This is a genomic window from Olivibacter jilunii, from assembly GCF_900607235.1.
GTDB lineage: Bacteria > Bacteroidota > Bacteroidia > Sphingobacteriales > Sphingobacteriaceae > Olivibacter > Olivibacter oleidegradans.
Genome location: NZ_LR027853.1, coordinates 128,709 through 144,440, shown reverse-complemented (window position 1 = coordinate 144,440; position 15,732 = coordinate 128,709). Strand labels below are relative to the sequence as shown.

Sequence of the window (15,732 nt, the reverse complement as noted above, 5' to 3'; positions counted from 1 at the left end):
CAACTCACAACTATTATGCTTTATCCACTTTCGACCGAGCTTCGTGACTCAATCCCTCGGCATATTTTAAGCCCTTCTTTGTTAATTTCTTCGCCTCTTCTTTATACTTATCAGCTTTCTCCATCGCATCATGTCGAGCGTCGTCCGCCATTGTTAATACTCGTTGATATTCTTCCTTTGCGCGATTTGCCAGGTGGGAAGCCCGATGCAAACCTTCTTCAGCCTGGGCTTTCAATGTTTTACTTAATCCATTTACGCCATCTACGGCCTTGTTTAGCGTTTTACGACCTTCCGTTGTCCCAAACAAATAGTAAACTGCCGCTCCGGCAGCTAATCCTGCTAATGCAAAAGCAACGAACTTAGCTGTTTTGCTTCCTTTTTTTTCTTTCATTTCTTCTTTCATAGTCATATCCCAACAACAACTTGATAAAAAAAAAGTTTGAAGTGCCTACAAATCGTTTATTGTTTTAACCGGTATATCCTTTTGAGCAGTTGGTTCATGTAAAGGCTCCCCGCTTTGAAACTGGTATCCTTTATTACCTAAGTTCCATAACATGGGACTCAGGAAACGGATAGCCGCTTCGTATCCCTGTATGGTGGCAGCGAGATTACCGGTATCTTTGGAATTCTTTGCTTCATTTTCAATTTCGAAAGGTCCCTCGAAGCCCTTTTCGCGTAATATATCAACAAATGCCCGCCAATCCATATGGTCTGTACCGCCAAAACCTGGAAGCATCGCTTCGTAATGATGGCGATCCCAATCACTTACCGGCTGTGATACTCCCGCTCTGGTTGCCAAAGAAGCCTCCACCTGGTGCATAGGATACATGCCGCCCCATTCGATCCGCCCTTTCGTTAAGAGGTTTCTAGTTGTCTTTACATGTATTCTGTGAATACGCGTAATATCGCTCGCTGCAATAACATCAACCGGGTCGGTATGTTGCCAAATATCATGAGAAGGGTCGTAAATTTCGCCGTGCGCTTTACTCGGGATTAAGGTATACATTAATTTACGAGCCGCTAATACCCCCGGTAAATTATTGTAAGTGGAGGTATAGGCTGCCGAACGCCATCCTTCCATCGGGCAATTTTCATATAAAATTGTTACACCTAGGCTTTCTGCATAACGAACAATTGGTTCAAAAACGCGTTTATATTCGTCAAGATTTTTTTGGAAACCATTTTTCTGCACTCCTAATTCATGGTTATAGCCAACAAATGTTCCCACTTTAACATTGTTGGCATTTCCACCTAGTAAATAGGCTATCCGGATCAACTTTAATAGGTGATTCTGGTTCTTTACCCGCTCTGTAGGATCGCCGCCAATCATATTTTCAAAAGCACCCAGTGAAAGTTGTAGACCTGCCGCATTGAATTTATCGATGAGATTCTTTGCTGCGTCTAAATCAAAGGTCTCGTATTCAAGGTGCGTGGCTGTGTGGTCCTTTCGAGTGCCATCTTTTCTGAATACGCATAGGTCGATTCCCTGTGCACCAACGGTCACTGCTTTTTCAATGAGTTCATCTATACCGAGCTTGTCAAAAGCAGAGCTCATCAACCATATCGGGTTATTTAAATTGTTCATCTTGATATATTATTAAAATTAAATATTTTATACAAATTGTCGCTAGTCGGCTGGCGATCGATTTTATTTTGTGAAAAGTGAACCTGTTAGTAGTGATTTTCCAACCCAACAAAACACGACTCAACAACTTAACTACTTCACGACTCAACTACTCCTCCGCTCACCACCATCCATCCAATACACTTCACACCAAGCTTTCAATTCCTTTAGATCAAGCTCCTCTCTAAAAAGACCATAAACAGTGGAACCCGATCCGCTCATGGCAGCGTATATCGCGCCTCTTTCGTATAGCATGGATTTTATCCCTCTTATTTCCGGGTATCGATGAAAGATTCCCGTTTCAAAATCATTGAAAAGGTGCTCTTTCCATTGTTCGACTGGCAATGTAATTCGTTCACGAAGGTTTTTACTTTCCCTTGAGGAGCGTACACTTCCATAGGCTTCTCCTGTAGAAACGTGAATAGGAGGCTTAACCAAAACAAGTTTGTATGCTGATAAATCAATTGATATTTCGGTAAACACATCGCCAATCCCAGTCGCAAAAACAGGCTTATTTCTGATAAAAAAGCTACAATCGGCACCCAATGCGCTGGCATAGGACTCCATCTGTTCGATACTTAAATTCAGTCGAAAATACCGGGACAGCAATTTAATCAAGAAAGCGGCATCCGCTGAGCCTCCCCCTAAACCAGCTCCAATGGGTATTTGTTTGTGTAAATAGATACAAACAGGTTCTAAATCAAAATCCACAGCAAGTGCTCTATAGGCACGAATACAAAGATTATCCTCATCGTTATTAGGTATACCGATACCCGAAACCTCCAATTTCAATGAGGAGGAAGGCACTATTTCTAGAATATCAAATAGTTTAACAGGATAAAAAACAGTTTCCAAATTGTGGTAGCCATCAGGTCTTCTGTCCAGCACCTGCAAACCTATATTTATCTTGGCATTTGCAAATGTAATCATGCCACAGAATTAACAATAAAAAAGGGGGATTGCAAATTTTATTAGCTGTAGGCCATAGGCTATAAGCAGTAGGCTATAAGCTTTAAGCTCGCATAGGCCCCAACCATTACCACATTGGCTAATTATAACATTGGCTAATTAATTTACCGTCAACTATTCAACGACTTAACTACCTAACAAATACACTAAAAAAAACGTCGTTGTTTAATAAGGGTAACATAGCCCTTAAAGGTTTCCATTTTACCGGTTTCCATTTTGATGCGGAGGACATAATAATAGGTACCTTCATTCAGCGTTCCACCATTCCAGGTATTACGGTAATTTTTCATTTGATAAACTTCGGCACCCCAGCGGTTAAAAATAAAAAGCTCATTTTCTTCGAAGAGCTCCAAACCGGTAATTTCGAACACATCATTCAGACCGTCTCCATTTGGAGAGAAAGCGTTCGGTATACGAAGTGCCACCACATTAGTTGAAGCAGTAGCTGCATTATTACCGATATCGGGATCCGGTTGTGTGGCCTCCACTTCCGCATAATTTTCCACCGTCCCTTCCCGTTTCGTTTGCGTACGGATACGAAGTTCTGCACTTTTCCCTGAGGATAAACTATCCGGTTTCCAGGTTAGTTCGTGCGTCGAAGGCGAATAGGAAACAGCTCCGCTGTAAGGACCAAGGATTTCATTAAATTCCAGTGAAGGAGGCAGTATATCCCGCACGCTTAGATCCGTCGCTGTATGCGGCCCCTTATTAACAATCACCAATTGATAATCAATGGTAGATCCTAATAAAGCAACGGAACGAGATGCCGATTTAGCGATCTGCATATCGACCTGTTTATCCGGTCCATGGGGTTCAATAATCACTTCCACAGCATCGGATATTTCCGACTCACAACCACCATTAAGTGCAATAACCGTATAAATACCCGCTTCCTGAACGACTAATTTTTCCTCATAAAATCCATTGATCGGCTCATTGTCCTTAAACCAAAGAAAGCTTAGAGCGCCTTCGGCATGTGCATGGAGCGTTACCGACCCACCTTGCACCAAGTGCGCGGTAGGCCGGCTTTGCCCATGACTGTTAAAGGCTAGGTCGACAAATAACAGCAATATGAGAAATGCTTTCTTCATGCAAAAAAGTACCTTATTAAGATCCCCAACTAATCCACTGTAATAGTCGGTTTACCTGGTTTCGGAGTTACCGTAACTACAGCCGGTGTGTTAGAATTGGCAGAACACCCCCCCTTAATAGTGATTCCACTTGCTGATTGACTTGGATAGGCTACCGTAGCCGAGAAAGAATATTCGCCAACTCCAGTGGCGTTCATGGTAAAGGTATTTGTTAAGGACAGTCCCCCTGTATTATTAGTTTGGGCGGTGCCTATACTACTAATAGGAGTGACGGCAATGCCGTCTTTGGTGGCGCTCCAATTATAAGCTAATAATACATCAGTAGGTAACACGTGACTCTCTTGGGTGGTTGTCGAGGCTGTAATGACTGATTCTGCTGTGGTACCCGAAGCTTCAGCACAATATGAAGAAATTAAAGGTGTTAAATCTAGAATCAAATCAGGTAATCTATAAATTTCGACTTCATCAGAAAGATCACCACTACAGTTTGCAGGGTTAGCAGATAGCACGTATGCCTTATAAAAGTGCGATCCCAAAGTCGTAATATCACTTGCTGCACTCAAAGTCAAAGCAACATCGGTCAGTGAAGACGTGTAAGTCAATTCAACAGGGCCAGCTCCAATAGGATTATCGGCTCCATCAAATTCCTGCCATATGACACGGTCGCCCGCCACCAACGTATGGCCACCGACGTAGTTCAACGTTGCAGACGCTGTGCTACAGATATAAATGTTAACGTCTGCAATAGATAATAATGGTAATCCACAGATAAGGCCTACGATGACGCTTAACTTTGCAAAAAAATTCGCTTTTTTCATAACTCTATTTATTTAATTTTATTTGATGTTTATTTAGTTTGCTGTTATATGTGGTGGTGATGGTTTAGGGTGTATTTCAACAGAGAAACTTATTTCTGAACTTACACATCCGTTAGCGCTTTTTACTTTCAGTATACCCGAATACGTTCCAATAGCTGCGCTTCCAGGAATGCTCAAATTGATACTATTGGGTGTCAGCATTTGATTAACCACATTGATAAAATCTGTCGGCGAATCAGTCCAAGTGATACTATAACTTGTTGGACTATTAGTGGTGGTAGTATAGGCTATAGACACACTAGTCTCGCCTTGACACATGCTGGCTAGGGGAGATAATGTAATGCTTGGCAAGGAATTAGCTACTACGGCAACCTTTACCCGCTCTGATTCTGCAGGACAAGCACTATTCCAGGCGGCAGCTACATAAAAAAAGGCTGTATCGCCTTCTGCAACCGTTATTGGAGGCGTAATATACGGACTACCTTCTTGTAATAATGTACCATCATTTACTTGGTTATACCACCTTAAAACACTACCTGAGCTTGTTGGCGCAGCAGTTAAAGTCGCTGTCTGCCCATAACATACAGCCTGCGCCTGCGGATAAGCAATCGGTACAGTTGGTTTTGCAGGAGTGCGTTGGATTTCATGAATCCGAAAATCTGTAAGTAAAGATACGCCGGTTGCAACAGCGATTTCAATTCTATCGAAAACAGGAGTTGACGATAAAGACACTGTATATCGCTGTCCGGAACGAAGCAACCCCAAAAGATCTAGCGACAACAGACTACCAATCGTTCCTGTATTGACAAGTGTGTTTCCGCTATATAGATTAATTGTTACATTGTTAAAAAGACTCAATTGTAAAAGGGAGGATGGAAGAGAGAATGTGATGGTCGCGGCATCCCCTGGGTTTGATAAATTCGAAAAGTAGGCAGTTTGTGTAATTGTATAACCCAGCCCCAAGAGCCCTCCAGTCAATGAAGAATATGTTGTTAAGTTGTTGTCAACTGCGTTAAGTGGGTTGCTTACCCCTCCCCCTAAAGAAATTCCAGTACCTCCTACTGAAACACCCAAAACATCAGCGCAACGTTTATTAACAGGTTCATAAAACGCATAGTAAATATCTGCGGTGCTGGACCCAAGAAGTGCAGGTGCGCTCAAGGTAACGCGAACAGCGTTAAACGATATATTTCCAGTAACCGCCAAATAAGTCGTTCCGTCAATAGCAGTAAAAGAATTTGATGATGACGCAACTTCATTTCCATCAGTGTTTGCTGTACTTCCACTGTAAGTTTTAAGAGTAACACTTCCTCCTAATAATGAGCTCGCTACGTTAAGTTTAATATAAATAGTCGTGTTCCCTGCAAACGTCCTATCAAAAATCAATTGTTGCCAAGCTCCACCAGAAGCAAGTACTGCTGACGAAGCCGACAATCGTGTGAAATTTGACAAGTTACTTGCATCAATCGAAAATGTAGGATTTGTGACGGATCCGCTTCCAACCGTTCCAGTAGTTCCATTCCTTTGAGCATCCGCATACACCCTTTGCCCATACCCCTCCCCTCTTACTCCAAATAACAAGAGTAAACACAAAGCAAGTGCTTTAAAAATCGAGGAACGGAAAAGGATTGAGTACATGTGGGCTATAGGCGTTTGTTTAAGTTGAAAATTCTAAAAATGGGTTTAAGTTTCTTTAAGGCAATGTCTCCTACGTGTGACAAAAGACGTAAAAAGACTTTTCACTTAGGTCGTTCAGTTTGTGCAGGATTTGTGATTTAGCTGAATAGTTGAGTAGGGAAATAGTTAAATAGGGAAATAGTGGCAGTGACAGCAGCAGGGGCACACTGAGCGGAGTTCTAGGCAGTGGGTTAGGGAGGCAAGCTTAAAGCTTATTCCTTATAGCCTAAAGCCTTAAGCAACAATGGCACACTGGCCGATTGCTGAAAGCTGACAGCCAATAGCTAATTGAAACAAAAAACCCCTATCTTTACCGCCATAACATTTCATATAAAACAATGCAGCAATATCTCGATTTAATGCGCCATGTATATGAGCATGGTGTCGATAAACAGGACCGTACCGGAACGGGAACACGAAGTGTATTTGGTTATCAAATGCGTTTCAATCTGCAAGAAGGCTTTCCTTTGGTTACCACCAAAAAACTTCATCTTCGGTCCATTATTCATGAGCTGATTTGGTTTTTGAAAGGCGAGACTAATATTTCCTATTTGAAAGAAAATAAAGTGAGCATCTGGGATGAATGGGCAGATGAAAATGGCAACCTCGGCCCGGTGTACGGCTCACAATGGCGCTCTTGGCCTACTCCTGACGGCAAGCATATTGATCAAATTGCGCAAGTTATTCATCAACTGAAAAATAACCCCGATTCGCGTCGAATCATTGTTTCAGCCTGGAATGTTGCAGAAATTGAAAAAATGGCATTGCCTCCTTGCCATGCATTTTTTCAATTCTATGTTGCTCCACCTAATAAGGAAAAGGGTCAAACCAAAGCACAGTTATCCTGTCAGCTTTATCAACGCAGCGCAGATATATTTTTGGGCGTACCTTTTAATATCGCCTCCTATGCCTTATTGACTATGATGGTAGCACAAGTTTGTGATATGGAAGCGGCCGACTTTATACATACTTTAGGTGACGCACACCTTTATAGTAACCACCTAGAGCAAGCAACACTACAATTAACCCGTACCCCTAAAAGTCTACCCAAGTTGAAGATTAATCCTGAGATAAAAAGTATCTTTGACTTTAGGTATGAAGATTTTACATTAGTAGATTATGACCCCCATCCGCATATTAAGGCAGAAGTGGCGGTTTAACCAATTGAACCATGATTACATCCATTATTGTTGCAGCATCAAAAAATAACGCAATCGGAAAAAATAATGAGCTTCTTTGGCACATGCCCGCTGATTTAAAGTTTTTCCGTAAAACTACGTCGGGCCATACCGTCATCATGGGAAGAAAAACCTTCGAATCTGTCGGGGAAGCCCTTCCCAAGCGCCGTAATATTGTTATTACTCGTCAAGCAAACTTCCAGGCTGACAATATCGAAGTAGTAAACTCACTTGAAGAAGCCTTGGCTGCATGCGAACATGAAAAGGAAGAGATATTCATCGTAGGTGGAGCTCAAATATATGAGCAGGCGATGTCGCTAACCGATAGGATTTACCTTACTCGGATTAATCACGATTTTCAAGACGCGGACACTTTTTTTCCTGAAATAAATGATGAAGAATGGCAATTGGAGGAAGTCGAACATCATGAAAGTGATGAAAAGAATCCGTACGATTACAGTTTTTATCTATATTCTAAAGTCAAAAACTAGTTTTAGCCCTCTTTCAAGAAGAGATTACCGCCCTTTTTCCCTAACTCCTAATAGCTAAATGCTAAGAGTTAAGCAGCGAACAATTTTCTCGCAATAAACCCTTTGTTTATTTAAAAATTTCATAGCTTTGCCGTTCTTAAGAAAACTTAGATAAATTGCCTTATTATATGCAAAAAAGAATAGCATATTAAAAAGGTGTTTACCGGTCTTTCATCAGTCAATGAGGATCGGGGTTAACAGATGGGAATGTATACAACAATTATTACATAAATTACAACACTAAACAAAGATGCAAGGTAAAGGCCTAATTAACTTTTTTGTAATACTGATATCGATTGCGTGCCTGTATTCACTTTCATTTACTTTTGTAACCCACAAGGTTGAGCGCGACGCAGTTGCTTATGCAAAAGGTGACCCCGTAAAGGAACGGGCTTATTTAGATTCAATGGCTACCGTAGATGTATATAACCTCGGTTTTGCCAAGTTCTCTTACCAATACTGCAAAGAGCGTGAATTGGCATTGGGATTGGATTTAAAGGGCGGGATGAATGTTACAATGGAAATCTCTCTGAAGGAATTGATCAGTAATTTAGCGGACAATCCAAAAGACGAGAATTTTAAAAAGGCTTTGGACAACGCCGAAGCTCGGAGCAAAGACAGTCAAAAAGACTTTGTCAGCTTATTTGGAGAAGAGTTTAAAAAGTTAAATCCAAATGGAAAATTAGCTACTTTTTTTGCTAATAAAGACAATGCCGTTAATAACATCACCTCCAATTCAAGTGACGGCGATATCTTGGCTTTCCTACAAAAAGAGTCCGGTAGCGCAATTGACCGTTCTTTTAATATTTTACGTACACGTATTGATAAGTTTGGGGTTACTTCTCCTAATATTCAAAGGCAGCAAGGCACGAATAGAATTTTAATCGAGCTCCCCGGTGTAAGCGATGAAGATCGCGTACGTAAACTTTTACAAGGATCTGCGAAATTGGAATTCTGGGAAACTTATGACAACTCCGAAATTTTCCCATTATTGGAGAACATTAACCGAACATTGGCGTCAACATTAAAAGCAGACACTAAGTCTACTTCTTCGGTGACTGCGGCTGACACAAGTGCGAAGGATACTACAGGGGGTCGTTTGGCTTCATTAGGCGGCAATAAGGCAGCAGGAAGCGATTCGACCAAAAAAGACAGCAGTACAGTAGCTTTAGAGCAAGCGAAAAACCAAAACCCTTTATTCGCTGTATTGAGTCCAAATATCGGCCAGGGCCCACAAGGGCAACAAATGTTGGGTCAAGGACCTGTAATTGGCTATGTGTTACAGAAAGACACCGCTTTGGTTAATTCTTATTTTAATAGTGCTGAAATAAAAGCGATTATACCAGGTAATGTAAAATTATTGTGGAGTGTGAAACCCGTTTCTAAAGAAACGAAGATGTTTCAGCTTTTTGCAGTGAAACCAACGGGGCTTAATGCCGGTCCGGTACTTACCGGAAACGTGATTGCAGATGCACGCGCCGATGTTGATCAGCGCACCAATAATCCGCAAGTAGAAATGGTGATGAACAGCGAGGGCGCTCGTGAGTGGAGAAAAATCAGTGCAGCAGCAGCCGCAGCAAATCCAAAAAAAGCAATCGCAATTGTATTAGACAATACAGTTTATTCGGCACCTACCGTACAGGATGAAATTCCTAATGGTGTTTCTTCCATTACCGGAAACTTCACCTTCGAAGACACACAGGACTTAGCCAATGTTTTGAAAGCAGGACGTTTACCGGCCCCAGCTAAAATCGTGGAAGAAGCTATTGTTGGCCCTACCTTAGGACAAGCGGCAATTGATGCTGGTATCAATTCGTCTGTTATCGGCTTAGTAGTAGTACTTATCTTTATGATTTTCTATTACAACCGCGCTGGCTTAGTTGCTAACATTGCCGTAATCTTCAACGTATTTTTCATCATGGGAATCCTTGCCTCGTTGGGGGCAGTGCTAACGCTTCCCGGTATCGCAGGTATCGTATTGACTATGGGAACTGCCGTAGACGCGAACGTTCTTATCTACGAGCGTATCCGTGAAGAGTATGCATTAGGTAAGGGCGTTAGACAGGCAATTTCCGATGGTTATAAACACGCAATGCCTTCTATCTTAGACTCACAGATAACTACTTTCCTAGTCGGTCTTATTCTATATATCTTTGGAACCGGTCCAATCTTAGGCTTTGCGACCACTTTATTGATCGGTATTATCACTTCTTTATTTACAGCCATCTTCATTACGCGTATCATTTTCGAATGGATGATCAAGAAGGATATGAAAATTTCTGTTTCTTATCCATGGAGTGATCATACCATGAAGAATGCGAATTTCGGATTTGTAAAGAATCGCAAGAAGTTCTATGCTATATCAATTGCATTAACCGTTATCAGCTTAATCTCTGTTTTCACGAAGGGTTTCAGCCTGGGTGTGGATTTCTCAGGTGGTCGTACTTATACGGTTAAATATGAAAAAGCGGTAAATCTGGAAGAGGTTCGGGATCATGTAAACGGTACATTTGGCGTTACCAGTGAAGTTAAAACTTTCGGTGGCGATAATCAATTACGGGTAACCACACCTTATCTGATTGATCAAACGGATGATGCAGCGGACAAACAAGTTTTAGATAAGTTGAACGAAGGACTTGCAAAAGTGCAGAATAACTCTTACCAAATTGTAAGTTCACAAAAGGTTGGCCCTACTATCGCCAATGACATTAAAATTTCTGCAATTTATTCCGTCATCTTTTCAATCATTGTAATCGCATTGTATATATTGATCCGGTTCAGGAAGTGGCAATATAGTGTATCCGCAGCTATATCATTAGCCCATGATGCGATTATCTTGCTTGGTATATTTTCCATATTCGATGGAATCCTACCGTTCTCGCTCGATTTAGATCAGCACTTTATCGCTGCTGTATTAACGGTATTAGCTTATTCTATTAATGATACAGTGGTCGTGTTCGACCGTATCCGTGAATACTTGCGTGAGCACCGAGCTAAAAATGAGCCATTGTCACATGTCGTTAATACGGCAATTAATAAAACGCTTAGCCGCACCATCATTACGTCGTTAACGGTAATATTTGTTTTGGCAGTACTTTTTGTGTTCGGTGGTGAAGTAATCCGTGGTTTCTCATTTGCTATTTTAATCGGTATCATTTTTGGGACCTATTCTTCTATCTTCTTAGCGGCACCAATTTTTGCCGACTTGCAGGGAGACGGTGAAGAAAAAAACACAAAAGAAATCGCTTCGACAGAGCGAGGAAACTTAAAGCCAGCGAAAGCATAAACCCCAGCTGTATTATAAAAAAAGGGAGGTGTTTAATAAAAACACCTCCCTTTTTTTGCTATCATCCCTACCTCCCTCACTCCTACGTCATTTTCGATTTTTTACTTTTTAATTTTTAATTTAACACAATATATTTGTCACACTAAATATTGTTATGCAAAAAGAACCATACAACATGTATTCATTTTTACTCGATCGTACAGCGCGCCGGGTAAAGCAATATGCACAGGCAACGTTCAGCAATAAAGGCTTCGATATAACTTTAGATCAATGGATGGTTTTAAAAAATCTCTATGAATATGCAGATCTGACACAGAAAGAATTAGCAGAACGTTGTGGTAAAGATCAACCCACTTTGACCCGCATCGTTGATCTCTTAGCAAAGAAGGAACTGGCAGAACGTAAAGTTCATCCAAATGACAGAAGAAGTTTTATCGTGCATCTAACAGATAAAGGGATTTCGAAAGTGGAAGAATTATCGCCGCAAATTAAAGAAATACGAACTAAAGCATGGGAAAACCTTAACGAAGATGATTTTCGACAGCTAGAGCGGATATTAAATAGCATTTATAATAACTTAGAGCTCAAGTAGCCCTTAAAATTAACAGATATGATTACTACAGATATATGTATAATAGGTGCAGGACCTGTTGGTTTGTTTGCCGTTTTTGAGGCAGGTTTATTGAAAATGCGTTGCCACCTGATAGATGCCTTACCTCAGGTTGGTGGACAGCTGGCTGAAATTTATCCACATAAACCCATTTACGACATTCCCGGTTATCCCGCCATCAATGCGCAAGAGCTTATCGATAAACAGATGGAACAAATCGCTCCTTTTCATCCAACTTTTACTTTGGGAGAACGTGTGGAAGCACTTGAAAAACAACACGATGGCTCCTATATGGTCAAAGGCAATGAGGGGACCAACATCCATGCGCAAGTGGTAGTAATTGCGGGAGGGTTGGGTTCTTTTGAACCGCGTAAACCTGAAATAGAAGGTTTGGCCGACTTTGAAGGCAAAGGCATCTATTATATGATTAAAAATCCGGAGCAATTTAGAGATAGAAAGGTTGCTATTGCCGGCGGAGGTGATTCAGCTTTGGATTGGACTATATTTTTAAGTGAAATTGCAGAAAAAGTCACCCTCGTGCATCGGAGCGAAAGTTTTAGAGGTGCACCCGATTCAGCGGAAAAGGTTTTCAATCTTGCTAACAGTGGTAAGATCAACTTGTTGTTATCACATAATTTAATTCGGGTAGAAGGAAGGGGCCACTTAACAAAAGTTGCCATGATTAACAAACAAAAGGAAGAGATTTCTTTAGAAACAGATGCACTTATACCACTTTTTGGTTTAAGTCCAAAATTAGGACCAATCGCTCAATGGGGCTTGGCAATCGATAAGTCGGCCATAGAAGTGAATACGACTGATTATTCTACCAGTATAGAACGCATATATGCTATTGGCGATATTAACACGTATCCGGGCAAACTAAAACTGATCCTATGCGGTTATCATGAAGCTGCTTTAATGGCGCAAGGTGCTTTCAAATACGTGTACCCTGATCAAAAGCTGAACTTTAAATATACGACGGTCAACGGTATTCACGCATTTTAGTTTTGGTTAATGGGTTAACTCAAATAGTACCACAGCAAAAAAACAAAGCGAATAACAACAACTAATAACGAATAACTAATAACTAATAACCAATAACTAATAACAAATAACGAATAACAAATAACCAATAACCAATAACTAAGAATACCTAGGCCAAAAGGCGTCTTTGATATGTCGGATATTATATTTTTTATCTTTATTTGCAAAAATAGAAACGATATCGAANACTAATAACTAATAACCAATAACTAATAACCAATAACCAATAACCAATAGGGAATAACAAACAACTAAAACAAACAATTAACAATGATTCATATAACTGTAGAAGATAGAACTGGTTCGGTGGAAACCATAGAAATTCCCGAGGATATTAATTTGAGCCTAATGGAAGTGCTAAAGGCCTCAGAATACAATATACTAGCCACCTGTGGAGGCATGGCATTGTGTGCTACCTGCCACGTAGAAGTATTGTCCGGAATGGAACAACTTCATGAAGCATCTGATGATGAATTGAATATGTTGGATACACTTCCTGATGCTGATGAAAACAGTAGACTAGCCTGCCAAATTCGATTAAATGAGCAATTGGACGGCCTTCACATAAAAATCAAGGGGTCGTTGGACTAAGAATCCATTGAAATAAGTCCCAAAAACTTCACCTCGACATATGTTTAGTATTTTTGTATAACTAAACGAGCTAAATTATGGTCAAAATCACCGAATGTCCACGGGACGCGATGCAAGGAATTAAAGAATTTATCCCAACACCGGATAAAGTCGCCTATTTAAATCTATTGTTGAAAGTAGGGTTTGACCGCCTGGATTTCGGTAGCTTTGTCTCTCCAAAAGCAATACCTCAACTACAGGACACCGCGGCCGTTTTATCACAATTAAACCTTTCAGATAGCAGCACTAAATTACTCGCCATTGTTGCGAATGTTAGAGGAGCCAAAGAAGCCAGTGCCTTTTCTCAGATAAGCTTTCTTGGCTTTCCATTTTCTGTTTCTGAAACTTTTCAGCAACGCAACACCAACACGAGTATTCAACAGTCTCTCGCAAATGTGGAAGAGATAATAACGATCTGTAAAGAGTTTGGCAAAGAACCATTGATTTACTTATCAATGGCATTCGGCAATCCATACGGTGATCCTTGGTCTCCCGAAATCGTTGCTATTTATGCAGAGTTATTAGTAAAAAAGGGAGTCAAACATTTAATGCTTGCCGATACTATTGGTGTGTCTACTCCGGAAAGTATTCAAATGCTTTATCAAAATCTAAATAAGCATTTTCCTCATATTGATCTGGGAGTTCACTTACATAGCACGCCCCAAACTATGTTAGCGAAAATACAGGCTGCTTATAATAGTGGGTGCCAACGTTTTGATACGGCTATAGGAGGTTATGGCGGATGTCCGATGGCAAGTGACAAATTGACAGGAAATATTGCAACGGAGGTATTGTTATCCTTTTTACAAGAGCGAAATATCAACAGCCAGGTTGATCAAACAGCACTTTTAAAAGCTCAACACTATAGCAGTCAAATCTTTCACGGCCGTAGTAATTGAAATAATAAATCAATAAAAAAGGAGGTCAAGACCTCCTTTTAACTAATAGATTGTGATAAGTTAATATTTATTTAACTGCATCAACTACTGCTTTGAAAGCATCAGGATTGTTTAACGCTAAATCCGCTAAAACCTTACGATTTAAACCGATATTCTTAGCACTTAACTTACCTATCAACTGAGAATAAGAAATCCCATGTTGACGAGCACCTGCATTGATACGTTGAATCCATAATGCTCTAAATTCTCTTTTTTTGGTTTTACGGTCGCGATAAGCATATTGCAAACCTTTTTCTACCGTATTTTTAGCAATGGTATACACCTTGCTACGTGATCCATAATAGCCTTTTGCTAATTTAAGGATCTTCTTTCTTCTTCTTCTCGAAGCTACTGCGTTAACCGAACGTGGCATAATAAATAAATTTAGTTTGGTATAAGGCGCTATGTTTTCTTAAGTATTCAGTCAATAGACTTACAACCCAATACCCGGTTAAAAATTTTGTTAAAATAATTACTATTTACCGATCCCAAGCATACGTTTTACATTGCCTAAATCTGCATCTGATACTAAACCGGAACGTGTTAAATTACGTTTACGTTTAGTGCTCATCTTGGTTAAGATATGGCTTTTGTATGCATGTTTTCTCTTAATCTTACCGGTTCCAGTCAGGCTAAAACGTTTCTTAGCGCTGGAATTGGTTTTCACTTTTGGCATAATCTTATCTGTTATTATCTATCTATTAGTCTCTTGTTAATAGGTCTCCCGGCGCAAAGCCCGGCGACTCTCTACCCTTGGGGTTATTTTGTTTTCGGATTTTTTGGGGCAACAGTGATAAACATCCGCTTTCCCTCTAGTTTAGGCAGTAATTCCACTTTGCCAATTTCCTCCAAAGCCTGTGCAAATTTCAGCAAAAGAATTTCACCACGGTCCTTATATACAATAGCTCTACCTTTAAAATGTACGTAAGCGCGTACCTTTTCTCCAGCTTCCAAGAACTTAATGGCATGCTTAAGTTTGAACTCGAAATCGTGCTCATTCGTATTCGGGCCGAAACGGATTTCTTTAATGACCGTCTGTTTAGCATTGGCCTTAATTTCCTTCAGCTTCTTCTTTTGTTCGTAAACAAATTTACTATAATCGACAACCTTACATACAGGAGGATTTGCATTTGGGGAAATCTCCACCAAATCAAGCTCCAACTCGTCTGCTATGGCTAAAGCCTGTTTAATCGGGTAAACCCCTTGCTCCACATTTTCGCCAACTAAGCGTACTTCCGCAGCTCTAATGTGCTGATTAATTCTATGGTCGGGTTCTTTCTTTTTAAAAGGAGGACGCGGCCCCCTCATTCCTGGTTTTCCTAATGACAAATTTTTTC

The 15,732-nt window shown here is 40.5% G+C and carries 16 protein-coding genes; 7 read left to right on the top strand and 9 right to left on the bottom strand.

The window, feature by feature from the left end:
* Positions 1 to 13: 13 nt before the first annotated feature.
* From E0E36_RS18910 to E0E36_RS18885, 6 genes are all read right to left on the bottom strand, one after another.
* On the bottom strand, positions 14 to 391 hold the full coding sequence (locus tag E0E36_RS18910) for a hypothetical protein (protein WP_130857339.1): 378 nt from the start codon (positions 389 to 391) through the stop codon (positions 14 to 16).
* A 57-nt stretch (positions 392 to 448) separates the two neighbouring features.
* A complete protein-coding gene (locus E0E36_RS18905) occupies positions 449 to 1,585 on the bottom strand; it encodes a sugar phosphate isomerase/epimerase family protein (protein ID WP_130857338.1) in 1,137 nt (378 codons plus the stop codon).
* A 144-nt stretch (positions 1,586 to 1,729) separates the two neighbouring features.
* A complete protein-coding gene (gene ispE / locus E0E36_RS18900) occupies positions 1,730 to 2,554 on the bottom strand; it encodes a 4-(cytidine 5'-diphospho)-2-C-methyl-D-erythritol kinase (protein ID WP_130857337.1) in 825 nt (274 codons plus the stop codon).
* 185 nt (positions 2,555 to 2,739) lie between these two features.
* Positions 2,740 to 3,684 (bottom strand): T9SS type B sorting domain-containing protein, encoded by a 945-nt coding sequence (locus E0E36_RS18895; RefSeq protein WP_130857336.1) that lies wholly within the window; start codon positions 3,682 to 3,684, stop codon positions 2,740 to 2,742.
* Between the two features lie 29 nt (positions 3,685 to 3,713).
* Complete coding sequence (locus tag E0E36_RS18890) at positions 3,714 to 4,502, bottom strand: hypothetical protein (protein ID WP_130857335.1); 789 nt, start codon at positions 4,500 to 4,502, stop codon at positions 3,714 to 3,716.
* A 33-nt stretch (positions 4,503 to 4,535) separates the two neighbouring features.
* Entirely contained in the window at positions 4,536 to 6,140 is a 1,605-nt protein-coding gene (locus E0E36_RS18885) for an immunoglobulin domain-containing protein (RefSeq protein WP_130857334.1), read from the bottom strand.
* 377 nt (positions 6,141 to 6,517) lie between these two features.
* Between E0E36_RS18885 and E0E36_RS18880 the strand changes: the two genes are divergently transcribed.
* The 7 genes from E0E36_RS18880 to E0E36_RS18850 all read left to right on the top strand — a co-directional run bounded on the left by E0E36_RS18880 (position 6,518) and on the right by E0E36_RS18850 (position 14,356).
* Positions 6,518 to 7,339: a thymidylate synthase gene (locus tag E0E36_RS18880; RefSeq protein WP_013666239.1), complete on the top strand. Its 822-nt coding sequence runs from the start codon at positions 6,518 to 6,520 to the stop codon at positions 7,337 to 7,339.
* Positions 7,340 to 7,350: 11 nt separating this feature from the next.
* Entirely contained in the window at positions 7,351 to 7,848 is a 498-nt protein-coding gene (locus E0E36_RS18875) for a dihydrofolate reductase (protein WP_130857333.1), read from the top strand.
* Positions 7,849 to 8,137: 289 nt separating this feature from the next.
* A complete protein-coding gene (secDF, locus tag E0E36_RS18870; RefSeq protein WP_130857332.1) occupies positions 8,138 to 11,173 on the top strand; it encodes a protein translocase subunit SecDF in 3,036 nt (1,011 codons plus the stop codon).
* A 154-nt stretch (positions 11,174 to 11,327) separates the two neighbouring features.
* Positions 11,328 to 11,765 carry a MarR family winged helix-turn-helix transcriptional regulator gene (locus E0E36_RS18865; protein ID WP_013666236.1) on the top strand — a complete coding sequence of 146 codons (438 nt, stop codon included), beginning with the start codon at positions 11,328 to 11,330 and terminating at the stop codon, positions 11,763 to 11,765.
* Positions 11,766 to 11,783: 18 nt separating this feature from the next.
* A complete protein-coding gene (locus E0E36_RS18860; protein WP_130857331.1) occupies positions 11,784 to 12,788 on the top strand; it encodes an NAD(P)/FAD-dependent oxidoreductase in 1,005 nt (334 codons plus the stop codon).
* A 309-nt stretch (positions 12,789 to 13,097) separates the two neighbouring features.
* Positions 13,098 to 13,418 carry a 2Fe-2S iron-sulfur cluster-binding protein gene (locus E0E36_RS18855; protein WP_130857330.1) on the top strand — a complete coding sequence of 107 codons (321 nt, stop codon included), beginning with the start codon at positions 13,098 to 13,100 and terminating at the stop codon, positions 13,416 to 13,418.
* Positions 13,419 to 13,495: 77 nt separating this feature from the next.
* Positions 13,496 to 14,356 carry a hydroxymethylglutaryl-CoA lyase gene (locus E0E36_RS18850; RefSeq protein ID WP_130857329.1) on the top strand — a complete coding sequence of 287 codons (861 nt, stop codon included), beginning with the start codon at positions 13,496 to 13,498 and terminating at the stop codon, positions 14,354 to 14,356.
* Between the two features lie 67 nt (positions 14,357 to 14,423).
* Here the strand turns inward: E0E36_RS18850 and rplT are convergent, their stop codons facing one another.
* The 3 genes from rplT to infC form a co-directional block, all read right to left on the bottom strand.
* Entirely contained in the window at positions 14,424 to 14,768 is a 345-nt protein-coding gene (gene rplT / locus E0E36_RS18845; RefSeq protein WP_130857328.1) for a 50S ribosomal protein L20, read from the bottom strand.
* A 102-nt stretch (positions 14,769 to 14,870) separates the two neighbouring features.
* Complete coding sequence (rpmI, locus tag E0E36_RS18840) at positions 14,871 to 15,071, bottom strand: 50S ribosomal protein L35 (protein WP_013666231.1); 201 nt, start codon at positions 15,069 to 15,071, stop codon at positions 14,871 to 14,873.
* 83 nt (positions 15,072 to 15,154) lie between these two features.
* Positions 15,155 to 15,724: a translation initiation factor IF-3 gene (infC, locus tag E0E36_RS18835; protein ID WP_013666230.1), complete on the bottom strand. Its 570-nt coding sequence runs from the start codon at positions 15,722 to 15,724 to the stop codon at positions 15,155 to 15,157.
* Between the last annotated feature and the right edge of the window lie 8 nt (positions 15,725 to 15,732).

What these genes read in the sequence shown, in the direction of transcription:
- E0E36_RS18910 (WP_130857339.1), bottom strand. Translation starts at nt 391, where the DNA reads ATGAAAGAAAAAAAAGGAAGCAAAACAGCTAAGTTCGTTGCTTTTGCA.
- E0E36_RS18905 (WP_130857338.1), bottom strand. Translation starts at nt 1,585, where the DNA reads ATGAACAATTTAAATAACCCGATATGGTTGATGAGCTCTGCTTTTGAC.
- ispE (WP_130857337.1), bottom strand. Translation starts at nt 2,554, where the DNA reads ATGATTACATTTGCAAATGCCAAGATAAATATAGGTTTGCAGGTGCTG.
- E0E36_RS18895 (WP_130857336.1), bottom strand. Translation starts at nt 3,684, where the DNA reads ATGAAGAAAGCATTTCTCATATTGCTGTTATTTGTCGACCTAGCCTTT.
- E0E36_RS18890 (WP_130857335.1), bottom strand. Translation starts at nt 4,502, where the DNA reads ATGAAAAAAGCGAATTTTTTTGCAAAGTTAAGCGTCATCGTAGGCCTT.
- E0E36_RS18885 (WP_130857334.1), bottom strand. Translation starts at nt 6,140, where the DNA reads ATGTACTCAATCCTTTTCCGTTCCTCGATTTTTAAAGCACTTGCTTTG.
- E0E36_RS18880 (WP_013666239.1), top strand. Translation starts at nt 6,518, where the DNA reads ATGCAGCAATATCTCGATTTAATGCGCCATGTATATGAGCATGGTGTC.
- E0E36_RS18875 (WP_130857333.1), top strand. Translation starts at nt 7,351, where the DNA reads ATGATTACATCCATTATTGTTGCAGCATCAAAAAATAACGCAATCGGA.
- secDF (WP_130857332.1), top strand. Translation starts at nt 8,138, where the DNA reads ATGCAAGGTAAAGGCCTAATTAACTTTTTTGTAATACTGATATCGATT.
- E0E36_RS18865 (WP_013666236.1), top strand. Translation starts at nt 11,328, where the DNA reads ATGCAAAAAGAACCATACAACATGTATTCATTTTTACTCGATCGTACA.
- E0E36_RS18860 (WP_130857331.1), top strand. Translation starts at nt 11,784, where the DNA reads ATGATTACTACAGATATATGTATAATAGGTGCAGGACCTGTTGGTTTG.
- E0E36_RS18855 (WP_130857330.1), top strand. Translation starts at nt 13,098, where the DNA reads ATGATTCATATAACTGTAGAAGATAGAACTGGTTCGGTGGAAACCATA.
- E0E36_RS18850 (WP_130857329.1), top strand. Translation starts at nt 13,496, where the DNA reads ATGGTCAAAATCACCGAATGTCCACGGGACGCGATGCAAGGAATTAAA.
- rplT (WP_130857328.1), bottom strand. Translation starts at nt 14,768, where the DNA reads ATGCCACGTTCGGTTAACGCAGTAGCTTCGAGAAGAAGAAGAAAGAAG.
- rpmI (WP_013666231.1), bottom strand. Translation starts at nt 15,071, where the DNA reads ATGCCAAAAGTGAAAACCAATTCCAGCGCTAAGAAACGTTTTAGCCTG.